The sequence below is a fragment of the Kitasatospora sp. NPDC001603 genome (genome assembly GCF_040298365.1).
In the GTDB taxonomy this organism is placed as follows: domain Bacteria; phylum Actinomycetota; class Actinomycetes; order Streptomycetales; family Streptomycetaceae; genus Kitasatospora.
Genome location: NZ_JBEPAA010000015.1, coordinates 26,788 through 40,562 on the forward strand (window position 1 = coordinate 26,788; position 13,775 = coordinate 40,562).

12 protein-coding genes and 1 pseudogene are annotated in these 13,775 nt (G+C 71.3%); 8 read left to right on the forward strand and 5 right to left on the reverse strand.

The features are described from left to right. Positions 1-48: 48 nt before the first annotated feature. From ABT263_RS12605 to ABT263_RS12620, 4 genes and pseudogenes are all read right to left on the reverse strand, one after another. Complete coding sequence (locus ABT263_RS12605; protein WP_352290455.1) at positions 49-591, reverse strand: hypothetical protein; 543 nt, start codon at positions 589-591, stop codon at positions 49-51. Positions 592-903: 312 nt separating this feature from the next. Next, positions 904-1,572, reverse strand: a complete 669-nt coding sequence (locus ABT263_RS12610; RefSeq protein WP_352290576.1) for an ImmA/IrrE family metallo-endopeptidase — start codon at positions 1,570-1,572, stop codon at positions 904-906. 249 nt (positions 1,573-1,821) lie between these two features. After that, positions 1,822-1,992 (reverse strand): annotated as a pseudogene (locus tag ABT263_RS12615) (helix-turn-helix domain-containing protein); the annotation flags it as partial. A gap of 31 nt (positions 1,993-2,023) precedes the next feature. Then, positions 2,024-2,671, reverse strand: a complete 648-nt coding sequence (locus ABT263_RS12620) for a hypothetical protein (protein WP_352290457.1) — start codon at positions 2,669-2,671, stop codon at positions 2,024-2,026. A gap of 462 nt (positions 2,672-3,133) precedes the next feature. Here ABT263_RS12620 and ABT263_RS12625 point away from each other — a divergent pair, with 462 nt between their 5' ends. From ABT263_RS12625 to ABT263_RS12650, 6 genes are all read left to right on the forward strand, one after another. Continuing rightward, positions 3,134-4,246, forward strand: a complete 1,113-nt coding sequence (locus ABT263_RS12625) for a peptidoglycan-binding protein (RefSeq protein ID WP_352290459.1) — start codon at positions 3,134-3,136, stop codon at positions 4,244-4,246. A gap of 123 nt (positions 4,247-4,369) precedes the next feature. Further along, positions 4,370-5,200: a MerR family transcriptional regulator gene (locus ABT263_RS12630; protein ID WP_352290461.1), complete on the forward strand. Its 831-nt coding sequence runs from the start codon at positions 4,370-4,372 to the stop codon at positions 5,198-5,200. A 121-nt stretch (positions 5,201-5,321) separates the two neighbouring features. Next, complete coding sequence (locus tag ABT263_RS12635) at positions 5,322-6,650, forward strand: MFS transporter (protein ID WP_352290463.1); 1,329 nt, start codon at positions 5,322-5,324, stop codon at positions 6,648-6,650. A gap of 225 nt (positions 6,651-6,875) precedes the next feature. Beyond that, positions 6,876-8,240 carry an FAD-binding oxidoreductase gene (locus ABT263_RS12640; RefSeq protein ID WP_352290465.1) on the forward strand — a complete coding sequence of 455 codons (1,365 nt, stop codon included), beginning with the start codon at positions 6,876-6,878 and terminating at the stop codon, positions 8,238-8,240. 449 nt (positions 8,241-8,689) lie between these two features. After that, positions 8,690-9,019 carry a hypothetical protein gene (locus tag ABT263_RS12645; RefSeq protein ID WP_329488666.1) on the forward strand — a complete coding sequence of 110 codons (330 nt, stop codon included), beginning with the start codon at positions 8,690-8,692 and terminating at the stop codon, positions 9,017-9,019. Positions 9,020-9,485: 466 nt separating this feature from the next. Beyond that, positions 9,486-10,244, forward strand: coding sequence for a pyridoxine/pyridoxamine 5'-phosphate oxidase (locus tag ABT263_RS12650; RefSeq protein WP_352290467.1), 759 nt, complete (start codon positions 9,486-9,488; stop codon positions 10,242-10,244). 69 nt (positions 10,245-10,313) lie between these two features. Here ABT263_RS12650 and ABT263_RS12655 read toward each other — a convergent pair whose 3' ends face one another. Beyond that, positions 10,314-11,381 carry an EamA family transporter gene (locus ABT263_RS12655; RefSeq protein ID WP_329488664.1) on the reverse strand — a complete coding sequence of 356 codons (1,068 nt, stop codon included), beginning with the start codon at positions 11,379-11,381 and terminating at the stop codon, positions 10,314-10,316. 152 nt (positions 11,382-11,533) lie between these two features. Here ABT263_RS12655 and ABT263_RS12660 point away from each other — a divergent pair, with 152 nt between their 5' ends. Further along, a complete protein-coding gene (locus ABT263_RS12660) occupies positions 11,534-12,412 on the forward strand; it encodes a DUF1906 domain-containing protein (protein WP_352290469.1) in 879 nt (292 codons plus the stop codon). A 62-nt stretch (positions 12,413-12,474) separates the two neighbouring features. Next, a complete protein-coding gene (locus tag ABT263_RS12665) occupies positions 12,475-13,767 on the forward strand; it encodes a hypothetical protein (RefSeq protein ID WP_352290471.1) in 1,293 nt (430 codons plus the stop codon). Positions 13,768-13,775 lie beyond the last annotated feature (8 nt).

Genomic DNA, 13,775 nt, shown 5'->3' on the forward strand with positions numbered 1-13,775 from the left:
TCAGATGGGCATCCCGCTGTTGTGGCGGGATGCCCATCTGATTGGGAGCTATGAGAGATCCGAGATATCGCGTAACCTCGCGCCCTCCGGGCCGTCGAACCATGACCAGGCTAGGTCGCGACCGTATGGAACCTCTGGGATAGCTGAAGTTCTTAGAATTTCACCAAGGGGAAGAACCTTATCGTTCTTCCATGAGGGCGATGAAATGCGAAGAGACGCCGACCATCGGTAGCGTCCAAGCAATGTTTCCCCGACAATTTTCAGCAAGTGGATCTCGCCGGGCTTCAGATCTATTACGTGATCTTCAAAGTATGGCCTGATGGCGATTGTTTCAACTCCGTCGCCATAGGTTATTTCTCGGGCGATGGGGTCGCTTTCGTCTAGATTTACCAAGACTGCGGTGACTCGCGAAGCGCCCCCGCCAGGATAGCCGATGGATACAGCGTCCAACGGTCGCCCCTCGCTGATCTTTTCGATTTCAATTGATCGAATCTGAAAAGCCGCGTCTGTGGTGTTTTCTATGTCGACTGTTATTGCGCTGCGTTCCACGTCGTATGGAGTGAATCGTGCGAACCAGCGATAGAGCGCCACATATGGAGGTTCGTCGTCAGGAGTTCGGGAGATAGCTGTAACCTGTGGCGGCACCTGGTGCTGCAGAAATTCGGTGTCGGCTACGGTCAGTCTCCAAGTCTTTGATATCTGCTGGCGAACTGATAGTGCAACCGGTGACCGCAGGCTCCGCCGACGTCGCTGAATAGCCCAAAGTGCCAGAAATGTGGCTACGGCGAGCGATGCTGCGATACTCGCAGCAGTATCGCTGGCGAACGAGTCAAATTTCAATCGATAATCCCTCTGGCGCAGCCGCGAAATATCCGTTCGTGGGTTTAGACTATTCCGGATGCCCTATCCTTTGACAAGGTGGAGACTTGGCCTCTCTCGTAGGGTCAATTCTCCGCCACCATCGATCGCCAGAGGAATCAGGCCGAATACATATTCATTCAACTCTTCGGGGAATACATTAATCGCCTCGGCGACTTCGGCGGGAGAGAATCCCTGAGAGCGGAGAGCCTCGAATACTTTAGCGAGAAGCTGGCTGCTTTCGCGTACCATGTGGGAGCCAGGCTCCGAGCGCCTGAAACCCATCTGAGAGAGCTGCTTTGCCGTCGTCCGATAGCTCCACTCGGAGATCAAGCCAAGGTCGTTCAGGCGATACGTAAGAGCCATTGCGGCAACGCCCCATTTGCGCTTGGCGCTGAGAATTCGTTCGATTGTTGCCCCGTTGAGTTTCTGGGCCAAGATTCCGGAGCGCGGCATTAGGAACGAGGAGGCGAATTGCTGAGCTTCCTGCTCGGCTTCTACGCCGTGCGGAATTCGATGCTCCGAGTGCATTACGAGGTGGCCGAGTTCATGAGCGGCATCAAATCTTCCTCGCTCACCACTCTTGCGTGTATTTAGAAAGATAAACGGAGTGCCGGAGCGAGTGGTAGAGAATGCGTCGGCATCAAGGCAGTCGCTAGGCAGGGAAAAGACCCGGACCCCATTGGCTTCAAGCAGGTGGACCAGGTTTGGCACTGGGGCCTCTCCGAGCCCCCAGTGTGCCCTGATCCTTTCCGCTGCTTCATCTGGCCTAAGGTGCGGGTATGTTGGAACATTTGGCCGGGGGAGTCGAAACTTTCCTTCAAGCCAAGTGTTTAGAGATGCGGCTACCGCGCCCGAGCTGAGTGCGCTGTCCCGTTCTAGTGCACTCATTTTGGAAGGGGCGCGGAAGCTCACGGCGTCCGCTTGCATAACTGGAATTGCAGGCGCCTCAAGAAAGGACTCGGGGACTTTCAGCGCTGCGGCGAGTGTGGAAAGTGTCTCCTGGGATGGCTTCTTATGGCCGTTCTCATGTGCCGTCAAGCTTCTAACGGAGATCCCGGATTCTCTACTGAGAGCTGCTAGCGTCATCCGTCGACGCTTACGAGCCAGGATCAGCCGAGCCGGCGTAAACACTTTCCTCAACTCCTACCAGTAGTTGCCTGCTTTAGCTCCCCCCGAGGAACTCGACCAAAACGTCAGGGCCGTCGTTGTCCCCCGGGTCATCGAGAAGCGAGATGTCAGAGCCCGGGTCGTCAATGTCCGGCAAGTCCCAAACGTTTCGGTACTTCCACTCATCGACGAACTTCCCGTTCATCTTCACGGGGAGCGACAGTTCGGCCGAGATGCCCGACCGCTTGCTTCGCTTGTAGAGGAAACACCAAGTCGGCATCTCCTCAAGCTGCCGACCGTACCTGACCTCGTCGGCAGTGAAGAAGGCGCCCTGACCGTTGCGGTCGACAAGTCGCGCCATAGCGGGGCCCTTCGGGTTCTTCGACCGCGGGCGAGCCTCCAGATCTCCGACGCCTCCTGCCCCACTCAGGGCGGTGACAGCAAACTCCAGGCTGGGATGGATGACCCGAAGGATGCTGTCGCGCTGCGTGTGCTTCCAGCCGCGAGGGATGAGCTCTTCCGCCAAGTAGCGGTTGCAGCGACTCCAGAACATGAACCCAGGAGCTGCCGGAGCGTCGAGCTCGGTGCAGCTCCGTACGTCTGCCACGGTACGAGCCAAGATGTCGTTCAGCAGCTCGGCCGGCAACTCCAGATCCTCGAGTCGGTGCCGCTCGGGCTCCCCAAAGGTGGTACGCGTTGCCACAACCCCTCCCCAGCTAGTCGGTTCCAAAAACTGTACCTCAACTGAGGCGCAGATTTTGGAACCGCGCCAATGATCGCACGTCAGTTCGATATTGTCATCGGGGAGGCGAAGTCAGCTCGGGTGGGGCTGTGGAGCACTCCTGGAACGCGCTCGGGGGTCATGCGGGGCCGCATCAGTGTCTGTGCAGCTGGCGGGCCGGTTGGGGTGGAATGCTCTGGCGATCTTGAAAACTGTCGTGCGGTGACCCCGCACCGTGGGTTCGAATCCCACGCTCTCCGCTGGTTGGAGAACCACCTGCTCAAGGCGGGTGCCGACGTCGAGTCGGCACCCGCCTTCTGCGTTTTCGGGGGTGGAATTCACCTGAACGGGGGGTTTGGGGTGGGGGTGTGCTCGTGAGGGGGTGAGGGGTTCGTGTGTCGGGCGTAAGGGGCGGACTGCCCTGGGCCCGGCGAGGAGAGACTGATGGCCTGGTACCCCGGCGCTGAGAAGCTGGAGCTTCAGCCCGAGTCGGACGACCAGCCGGCGATCGTGCCGACGCAGGTGATCTTCCACAGCATCGCGGCGCCGTGGGCGCCGCGCCGAATCTACGAGTACTGGCGGGACTCGACCAATCTGGAGTCGCACTTCGGGGTCGGATACGACGGCAGTGTGGGCCAGTTCATCGGGACGGAGACCCGGGCGGACGCCAACATGGGGGCGAACCGCAGGGCGGACGGCACGGGGGCGGTGAGCGTCGAGTCGGCCAGCAACGACCAGAACACCGATCCGTGGACGGACGCGCAGGTCGCCGCCCTCGTCGCGCTCGGCGTCTGGCTGCACGGGCGGCACGGGATCCCGGTGCGGGCCTGCCGGAGCGCGAACGACCCGGGCTTCGGCTTCCACCGGCTCTTCCCGGAGTGGTCGGACGGCGGTACGTCGTGCCCCGGGGACGCCCGGGTGCGGCAGTTCTACGACATCGTGCTGCCCGGGATCGCCGCCGCCGCGGGCGGCGGTCCGTTGCCGCCGCCGCCCCGGTCCGACACCGCGCCGGTCCGCCGGCGGGTGACGATCAACGGCCTGGAGTACGGCTACGGCGCGCACGGGCCGCAGGTCCGCGAGGTGGGCGAGGCGCTGGTGGCGGCCGGGCACGGTGCGCACTACACGACCGGTCCGGACGAGGACTGGCGGGACGCCGACACCCTCAACTACCAGGAATACCAGCGCAGTCTGGGGTACTCGGGCAGTGACGCGGACGGCGTCCCGGGCGAGCAGTCGTTGCGCCGGCTGCTCGGCCGGCTGCCCTCGCCGCGCCGCGTCTCGCTGGCCCACGTCGTCGCGGCGGCCCGGACCGACCCGGGCGCCGAGCAGGGCCACCAGACCTACGGCGGCGAGGTCCGGATCGTCGAACAGGCGCTGGTCGACGAGGGGTTCCTGGAGCAGCGCTGGGTGGACGGCTCGCTGGGCAGCACGACGGTGCAGGCGTACGCGGCCTTCCAGCGCAGCCTCGGCTACGCGGGCTCGGACGCCAACGGCATCCCCGGTCAGCGGAGTCTGCGGGAGCTGGGGCAGCGGCGGGGGTTCGACGTGACGGACTGACGGACTGACGGGGCGGACGGACGGAAGCGCGGACGGGCGGACGGCCGGGCCGGGTTGCCCGACCCGGCCGTGGGCGCCGGTGCTTGACCATGACACGGTGTGAGGCTCTGCACTGGAGGCATCATGTTCAACATCGGAGACTTCGCCAAGCACGGCCGGGTGTCGGTCCGGATGCTGCGCCATTACGACGCGATCGGGCTGTTGCACCCGGCCCGGGTCGACCCGGTCAGCGGCTACCGCTCCTACGAGGCCGCCCAGCTCGCCCGGCTCAACCGCGTCATCGCCCTCAAGGACCTCGGCTTCACCCTGCAGCAGGTGCGGGCCGTCCTGGACGAGCGGGTGGACGCGGCCGAGCTGCGCGGGATGCTGCGGCTGCGGCAGGCCGAACTGGCCGCCGCGATGGCGGCGGACGCCCAGCGGCTGGCCCGGGTCGAGGCGAGGCTCCGGACGATCGAGAGCGAGGGAACCATGCCTGCACAGGACGTCGTGGTGAAGCGGGTGCCGTCGGTCCGGGTGGCGGAGCTGACCGCCGTCGCGGCCGGCTACGAGCCGGAGGACATCGGACCGGTGATCGGGCCGCTGTTCCAGGAGCTCTGCCGACGGCTGGCGGAGGCCGGGGTGGCGGAGGCCGGGCCGTCCGTGGCCCGCTACGAGGACATCCCGGAGGGGGACGGCGCGGTGCTGATCCGGGTGGCGGTGCCGGTCGGGGCGACGGTCTCCGGCGCTGCGGAGCACGGCTTCGAGGTGGTCGACCTGCCGGAGATCCCGGAGGCGGCGACCATCGTGCACCGGGGGTCGATGGACGACGCGCTGGGCGCCTTCCAGACGCTGGCCCGGTTCATCGACGAGAACGGCTACCGCTCCACGGGCTACGCGCGGGAGCTGTACCTGGAGTGCCCGGACGCGCCGGCGGACTGGGTGACGGAGTTCCAGGAGCCGGTGGTCCGCCTGTAGTCAGGCGAGGAGGGAGGGGAGGGGAGGGGAGGAAAGGTGAGGGGAAGGGAGGGGAGGGGGCGCGGCGGGGCCGTCGGCGGCCTTGCCCTCGACCTGGTCGAGGCCCCTACGGTCGGCGGCCATGGCCACCGACACCGGCACCACGCCCGCCGACCCACCCGCGACGGACACCGGCACCACGCCCGCCGACCCACCCGCGACGGACACCGGCACCACGCCCGCCGACCCTCCCGCCCGGGCCGCGCTCCCGGGCCCGTACCTGCTCTGGCTGGCCGGCACCCAGGCCGGTCTGCTCGGCGACGCCGCGCTGTACCTCGCCCTGGGCTGGGCGGCCTCCGCGCACGGCGGGAGCGCGGCAGGTCTGGTGCTGACCGCGATCACGCTGCCCCGCACCGTCCTGGTCCTGCTGGGCGGCGCGGTGGCGGACCGGTTCGGTGCCCGCCGGGTGATGCTCGCCGGGGACGCGGTGATGCTGGTGGCCGCCCTGGCCCTCGCGGCCGCCGCGGCGCTCTGGGGCACGCCGCTCCGGCTGCTGCTCCTGGCGGCTGCCGTGATCGGCACCGTCGACGCGTTCTACCTCCCGGCGAGCGGATCGATGCCCTGCCGTCTGGTGGGCGCGGCGCAGCTGCCGCGGGCCCTCGCGCTGCGGCAGGCCGGCGGGCAGACCGCCGCCCTGCTGGGCGCACCGCTCGGCGGTGTCCTGGTCGCGGCGGGCGGCCTGCCGGGGGCGGCCCTGGTGGACGCGGCGAGTTTCGGGGTGCTCCTCCTGGTGCTGCTGAGGATCCGGCCGGTGGAGCCGGCGGCGGCGCGGCCGACCGACCGGGAGACGGCGGGGCGCGGACCGTCCGCGCCGGGGCTGCTGCGCGAGGCGGCGGCCGGGGTCCGGCTGGCCCTGGCGGATCCGCTGCTGCGCGCCGCGCTGCTGCTCACCGGTGCCGCGGCCGGGGCGCTGCTGCCGGTGGTCCCGCTCCTCGCGCCGCTGCTCGCCCGCGCCCACGGCTGGGGCGCCTGGTCGGCCGGGCTGTCCGCCGGTGGACAGGGGGCCGGGGTGCTCGCGGTGGCGGGGCTGGTCTCCTGGCGGGGCGGCCTGCGCAGGGCAGGAGCCGGGGCGGCGGCCGGGCTCTGCGTGGCCTCGGTGGGGACCGCGGTGCTGGCCTGGGCGTCCGCACCGGCCACGGCGGTGGCGGGCAGCGTGCTGGCCGGGGCGGGGTCGGGGATGTTCGCCTGCCACCTCGGACCGCTGGTGCTCCGCGGTGCCCCGGTCGACCATCTCGCCCGGGTCCAGGCCCTGTTGACGCTGGTCCAGAGTGCGGCGCTGGTGCTGTCCACCGGACTGCTCGGTCTCCTCGCCGAGGTGGCCGGCGCCAGGTGGCCGACGACGCTCTGCGCGCTCGCCGCCGGCGGAGCGGGGCTGGCGGCCTGGGCGTCCTCCGCACTTCGCCGGGTCTGAGCCGCGGCCCGCGCCGTCGCTTCGTGGACCGAGGGCCGAGAACCGGACAGGGGCGGGCCGGAGCGGCGTACTTGCCGGTCGTGCGGTGGCGGGGCAGAGTGCGGGCAGAGGCGATGGGCGGCGTACGGCTCGATCTCCTACGACTCGGCGGCGTGCGGCGCGACCGCGTACGACCGGCGGCGTGAGGCCGGGGCGGCGTGTGCCGGGCGGCGATCGGAGGCGGCGATGAGTGATCTGACGGACCGACTGGCGACGGGGCTCCCGGGCGGGGCCCTGGTGGTGGACCCGGACGTGATGGCCGCCTACAGCCACGACATGGCGGGCTTCTGCGCGGCCGGCAACCCCGCCGTGGTGGTCTTCCCGGAGACGGTCGAGCAGGTGCAGCACGTCCTGCGGACCGCCACCGAGCTGCGCGTACCGGTGGTGCCGCAGGGCGCCCGGACCGGGCTCTCCGGCGCGGCCAACGCGGTGGACGGCTGCATCGTGCTGTCGATGGTGAAGATGAACCGCATCCTGGAGGTCGATCCGGTGAACCGGATCGCGGTGGTGGAGCCGGGCGTGGTGAACGCGGAACTGTCCAGGGCGGCCGGAGAGGTGGGGCTGGCCTACCCGCCGGACCCGTCCAGCTGGGAATCCTGCACCATCGGGGGCAACATCGGCACCGGCGCGGGCGGGCTCTGCTGCGTCAAGTACGGCGTCACCAGTGAGTACGTGCTGGGCCTCGACGTGGTGCTGGCGGACGGGCGGCTGCTGTCCACCGGTCGTCGGACGGCCAAGGGGGTGGCGGGCTACGACCTGACCAGGCTGCTGGTCGGTTCGGAGGGCACGCTGGGCGTGGTGGTGGGCGCAGTGGTGGCGTTGCGGCCGGCTCCGGCACCGCAGTTGGCGCTGGCCGCGGAGTTCCCGAGCGCGGACACGGCGGGCGCGGCGGTCTGCGAGGTGATGGCGCGCGGCCTCACGCCGTCGCTGATGGAGCTGATGGACACGGTCTCCGTGCGGGCGGTCAACGAGCTGGGGCAGATGGGGCTGCCGGAGTCGACCCAGGCCCTGCTGCTGGTGGCCTTCGACGGGCCGGACCCGGCGGCCGAGCTCGCGGTGGTGGGCGAGATCTGCCGGGCGGCGGGCGCGACCGAGGTGGTGCCGGCCGAGGACCAGGCGGAGTCCGAACTGCTGCTGCAGGCACGCCGGCTGGCCCTGCCCGCGATGGACCGGCTGGGGACCACGATGATCGACGACGTGGGGGTGCCGCGCTCGCGGCTGGCCGAGATGCTGAACGGCGTCGCCGCGATCGCCGAGCGGCACGCGCTGACCATCGGGGTGGTCAGCCACGCGGGCGACGGCAACACCCATCCGATCGTCATCTTCGACGCGGACGATCCGGAGGAGTCGGCCCGGGCGCAGCGTTCCTTCGACGAGATCATGGCGCTGGGGCTGGAGTTGGGCGGCACGATCACCGGGGAGCACGGGGTCGGGCTGCTGAAGCGGGAGTGGCTGGCACGCGAGCTGGGGCCGGTGGCGCTGGAACTGCAGCAGCAGCTGAAGGCGGTCTTCGATCCGCTGGGCATTCTCAACCCCGGCAAGGCGGTCTGACAATCAGCCCTGAGCGACTTTCCAGGGCCTTCGGCTGCCGCATTCCCCTGGGCTAAGTAGGATAGTGGAATAGTCGCAGGATGGCTGGATATATCGACAAGGTCGAGTGGCCCTCCGCAAAGGGGGCGCATTCGCCTATGTCGTGCGCCAGGGTGGTGCGCCTGGTTCTTCGTGTGCTCCCCGCGCGCCGCTCCCCAACGTCGCGCCAGGCGCCACCGTTCGGGCGAAATGCCAGGTGAGTGCCGGTGTGTCGGCGCACTGTCCGCTGGAGCGCTCGTTATTCACCGTCGCCCTGGATATCACGCTAACGGGCGAAAACGGGGGCGCTAGGTGGCGCTTTGTCGATTTGTTGCGGAAGTCTGTCTCTCGGCGTCGCAGCCCGCAGGGGTTCGTCTGGCCGACGAACTCCCGCACACAATGCACGATTTACAGCTTTCTTGGAGGCTTTCATGGTTCGCACTCGCCACCGCCGGCTGGCCGGTCTTCTGGTCGCGGCCCCGCTTGCGGCCGGTCTGCTGCTGGCGGGCGCCGGCGCCGCCGCCGCCGACAACGGCGCGCTGGCCAACGACGGTTCCAACAGTGGTGTGGTGTCCAACGTCGGCACGGGCAACGTCTTCGGCTCCGTCGACGGCAACTACGTGTCCACCCAGCAGACGGCCACCGGGTCCGGTGCCTCGAACCAGGCCAACACCCTCGCGGTGAAGGACAACTCGGGCACCATCCTGGCCGGTCAGTCCAACAAGAACTTCAACATCGTCTTTGCTCCGGTCTTCAACTGACGGGAACGGGTGCCACCGCCGGCGGGGGCGCCGAAGGTGGGTGACCGCGAGTGGGTCGAGCGCTCGCGGTGGGGCTCGAAGTGAGACAACTCGATGCAGGGAACCGGGTAGCGGAAAGGGTCACCGCAAACCGGCCTCGTGGGCGGTGCCGTCGATCGGCACCGCCCACGAGCGCGTTCACGCACCCAGCCCGGAAGGCGCGGCCCCGGAAGGCGCGGCCCCGGAGCGCCGCGCCCCGGAGCGCCGTGCCCGGAGCCCCGGACGGAGCGCGGCCGCCACCCACGCGCGCCGGAAGCCGCCTCCGGCCGGCTCGCGCCGGTCCCCACGCCCGCTCCCGACGAGGGCGCGCACCGAGCGGTCACCCGTCGGCGGTACGGTTGCGCTCCGACAGCGCACCTCGCGCCCGGGGCCCCGACGGCCCCGACGGCGAGGGGCTGCGTCCGCGGCAACCGGAAGGAAGGGCGCGATGGCAGCGGAGGAGGAGGGCCTGAGCGGCCCGGGCGAGGCCAGGCCTGCCCCGGGACCGGAGCCGAGGCCCGAGTCGAGGCCGGCGCCCAGGTCCGTACCCGAGCTGTTGCTCGGCCGCCCGCCGATGGCCCGCCCGCTGCCGTCCTTCGATGCCGAGTCGGCACCGGCCGAGCCCGGCCTGCTCTTCGCCGAGTGGCTGGCGACCGCGCTCGCGGCCGGTGTGCTGGACCCGCAGGTGGCCACGCTCTCCACGGTGGACGCCGACGGTCTGCCGGACGCCCGGGTGCTGGTGCTGCGCGATGTCGACGCCTCCGGCACCGGCTGGGTCTTCTCGGCCGCCGCGGACAGCCCCAAGGGCCGCCAGCTCGCCGATCACCCGGCCGCCGCGCTCACCCTCTACTGGCCGCCGCTGGGCCGTCAGGTCCGGGTCCGCGGCACGGTCGAGCGGGCCGCCGACCAGGTCGCGGCGGCCGAGTTCGCCACCCGCTCCCCGGCCGCCCGGGTCGGTGCGCTGGTCGGCCGGCAGAGCGAGCCGCTGGCCTCGCTGGCCGAGTACGACGAGGCGGAGGCGGTCGCCCGCCGCCGGCTGGAGACGACTCCGGACACCGTCGCGGCCGGGCACGCCGTCTACACGCTCTGGGCGCACGAGGTGGAGTACTGGCAGGGCGACGCCAACCGCCGTCACGTCCGGCTGCGCTACACCCGGACGGGCCCGGTCCGCACCCCGGAGTGGTCGCGGACCCTGCTCTGGCCGTAACGGACGCCCGACGGGGCCCCTCCGTGCAGGAGGCTGCCCCGTCACTCCGCCCCCGTCACTCCGCCCCCGTCACCGCCGCCCGGTGAGCGTGGCCCCCACGCTGGCGGCCACCACGCAGCCGATACCGGCCAGCTGCACCGCGCCGAGCAGCTGGCCCAGCACCACCAGGCCGACCAGCGCGCTGACCGCCGGTTCCAGGCTGACCAGGACGCTGAACACCCGCTGCGGCATCCGTCGCAGCGCGGTCATCTCCAGCGCGTACGGGATCACCGGCAGCAGCAGCGAGACCCCGGCCACCGCGAGCAGCAGGGTCAGCGGCGAGGCGCCGGGCGCGGTCAGCCCGTCCCAGGCCTGGCCGAGTCCGAACGGCGCCAGGGTCAGGGCGCCGACCGTCATCGACACCGCCAGCCCCTGGAACCCCTGGAACGCGGCGCCGACCTTGTCCGTGAACAGGATGTACGCCGCGTAGCAGGCGGCCGCGCCGAAGGCGTAGGCCAGGCCGACCGGGTCGAGCGACGATCCGCCGCCGCCCTCGCCGAGCAGCGTCAGCAGGGCCACTCCGCCGGCCGCGAGCAGCGCCCAGACCAGATGGCTGGCCCGGCGGGCGAAGATCAGCGCGACCGCGAGCGGGCCGAGGAACTCGATCGTCGCGGCGGTGCCCATCGGCAGCCGGTCGATCGCTCCGGCGAAGAGCAGCGTCATCCCGGCGGACGCCACCCCGAGCAGACCGGCGGCGGCGAGGTCGCGCGGCCGCCGGCCCCGCAGCCTGGGGCGGGTGACGGCGAGCAGGATCACCGCCGCGAACCCGAGCCGCAGGAAGGTCGTGCCGCTCACCCCGAGCGGGTCGAAGAGCGGCTTGGACAGCGCGATGCCGAGCTGCACCAGGAACATCGCGGCCAGACACAGGAACGGCGCCGGGATTCGCTCCGGGCGCCGCACGAGCTTCGAGTACCGCCGGCCGGACGGCTCGGCGGGTCGCCTGCCCGGTGACAGCCCTTGGCCCGGGGCCCCGCCTCGTCGCCAACCACCGCGCTCGCCGGCGGGCTCGCCCTTGGGGGCGGGCGGCATGGCAAGGGCCTCGGCGACGGCGGCGGCCGGCGTCGGGGAGGTGGTTTGGCCGGTGTGGGACGTGGGCATAGTGGCGAGTTTGCCGTAAGGAGTGACGCGGGGGCAAGCTCGTTACCAAAATGCGGACGGATGCGGACGGGTGCGCCCGAAAGGGTGAGCTTCTCCGGGGCATGCGGCGCGGTTGCCGTATTCGTCCGATGGCCCGTCAGTATCAAGGCGGGGTGCGCTATCTCCGCCCCGCGGCCCTGGCCGCCGCCTCCCTCGTGCTCCTGCTCGCGATCGACGGGGCAGGCGTGAGCGCCGGGGCGACCGCTCCGGTGGCCGCCGCGGCACCCCGCATCCGGGCCACCGTCCTGCCCGACCGGTCCGGCCCGCCCGCCCAGCGGGTCCGCGACCTCTACAGCGGCGCGGCCTTCGACGCCTGCACCGCACCCCCGCTCGACACCCTCCGGGCCTGGCGCGGCACCTCCCCCTACGGCGCGGTCGGCATCTACACCAGCGGGTCCCAGCGCGGCTGCGCGCAGCCGGGGCTCACCGCCGACTGGGTCCGCCAGGCGCGGGCGATGGGCTGGCGCTTCCTCCCCGTCCACGTCGGGCTGCAGGCGCCGTGCAGCGAGCTCAAGGGCAAGCCGCAGCGGATCGACCCGGCCCGTGCGGCCCAGCAGGGGCGGGCCGAAGCGGCCGAGGCGGTCCGCGGCCTCACGGCCGTCGGACTCGGCATGGGCAGCCCGGTGTTCCTGGACATCGAGTCGTACCCGACGCAGGACCCGGCCTGTGGCCAGGCCGTCGTCGACTTCGCGCTCGGCTGGACCCAGGGGCTGCACGCGGTCGGCTACCGGTCCGGCTTCTACTCCAGCCTCGACTCCGGCGTCGCCGACCTCGCCGCGGCCGCCCGCGCGGGCAGCTCCCCGCTGCCCGACACGCTCTGGTACGCCCGCTGGGACGACCACGCGGACACCGCCGACAGTGGCGCCCTCACCTCCGACCTCTGGGCCGACCGCCAGCGCGTCCACCAGTACCGGGGCAACGTGACGGAGACGTACGGCGGCGCCACGCTCACCGTCGACCGCAACCAGGTGGACGCGCCGCTGGCGGGCTGACGGGCCGGGCACCCGGGCCGGATAGGGTGTCCCGTCGATCGGCCGCACGGAGGGGGACGGGCATGTCGGAGGGTCAGGGGCACCACGCCGGAGCGGGTGGGCAGGGCGCGATCCCACCGCCCGGGCCGTACCCGCAGAGCGGCCCGTACACCGGCCCGAACCCGTACGCCCAGCCGCAGCCGTACCCGCAGCCGCAGCCGCAGCCGTACCCGTACCCGCAGCCGTACAGCCCGGCCGCCGCCGGCCCGTACGGGCAGCCCCAGCCGTACCCCCAGCCCCAGCCGTACCCCCAGCCCCAGCCGTACGCCGGGCCGAACCCGTACGCCCAGCCGCTCCCCTCGCAACCAGCGCCCGCCGGGCTCGCCGCAGCCGCCGCCGCGTCCTTCGACGACGGCTTCCCCGGCCCCCGGCCGCGCCGCAGCCGGATCGCCGTGCTGCTGCAGTTCACCCTCCAGTGGATCTACGCACCGGTCTGGATCGCCGCCCTGGTCGCCCTGTTCGCGATCCTGCTCTGGACCGGCGCCAGTGGCCCGTCCGGCCCCGAGTCCGACTCCTGGCTGAAGGTCAACCGCACCTTCGTCCCACCGCGCCGCCTCAAGGCCGAGCTCACCGGCCGCCCGGAGGACTGGGAGCGGTACGTCGGCCCGATCCTGGAGCGCCGGATCCGGCTCGCCGAGGCGGGGTACGCCGCCGGTGACGGCGACGTCGGGGCCGACTTCGGCCGCACCGTCGGGGTCAAGCTGGCGGTCCGCCTCTACCGGGGCCTGGGCGCGGCCGGGGTGGTCCGGCTCGCGGAGCGCTACGGCTGGCAGGGCGTCCCCGCAGGCGGCGACCTGGGGCGTGTCCGGCTGAGCCGCCGGTACCCCGCCCCGGCCCGGGTGTCCGCACCCGGGCCGCAGGATCCGCCGGCCGCCCCGGGCACGCCGTGGGGCGCCCGACCGGGCCGGTCCGCGTTCCTGCTGCCGTTCATGCTCGTGCTGCAGATCGCCTACGTCCCCGTCTGCGGGGTACTCAGCCTGCTGGCCTTCTGGGTGAAGCACCCCGAGCCCGACTACTGGGACCGCTGGGGTGCCCGCTGGGCGGTCGGTCCGCGCGCCTTCCGGGCGGAGTTCACCGGCAGCGCCGCCGCCTGGGACCGCCACGTCCGCCGCATCGTCGCGCGCGAGGTCCGCCCGGGCAACGGCAAGGGCGCCGAGGCGCCCCGGCGGATCCGCGTCAACCTCGCGACCTACCGTGGCGCGGGCGCCCAGCACGTCCTGCGGGTCGCCGCCGAGCAGGGGTACGTCCTGGACCCGGCCTACCTGCCGGACCCCGGGGTCTGCGTCCGCCTGTACCGCCCCGACCGGCAGGTCTGACCGGTCGC

Coding starts and splice junctions, on each gene's coding strand:
- ABT263_RS12625 (WP_352290459.1), top strand. CDS start 3,134: ATGGCCTGGTACCCCGGCGCTGAGAAGCTGGAGCTTCAGCCCGAGTCG.
- ABT263_RS12630 (WP_352290461.1), top strand. CDS start 4,370: ATGTTCAACATCGGAGACTTCGCCAAGCACGGCCGGGTGTCGGTCCGG.
- ABT263_RS12635 (WP_352290463.1), top strand. CDS start 5,322: ATGGCCACCGACACCGGCACCACGCCCGCCGACCCACCCGCGACGGAC.
- ABT263_RS12640 (WP_352290465.1), top strand. CDS start 6,876: ATGAGTGATCTGACGGACCGACTGGCGACGGGGCTCCCGGGCGGGGCC.
- ABT263_RS12645 (WP_329488666.1), top strand. CDS start 8,690: ATGGTTCGCACTCGCCACCGCCGGCTGGCCGGTCTTCTGGTCGCGGCC.
- ABT263_RS12650 (WP_352290467.1), top strand. CDS start 9,486: ATGGCAGCGGAGGAGGAGGGCCTGAGCGGCCCGGGCGAGGCCAGGCCT.
- ABT263_RS12655 (WP_329488664.1), bottom strand. CDS start 11,381: ATGCCCACGTCCCACACCGGCCAAACCACCTCCCCGACGCCGGCCGCC.
- ABT263_RS12665 (WP_352290471.1), top strand. CDS start 12,475: ATGTCGGAGGGTCAGGGGCACCACGCCGGAGCGGGTGGGCAGGGCGCG.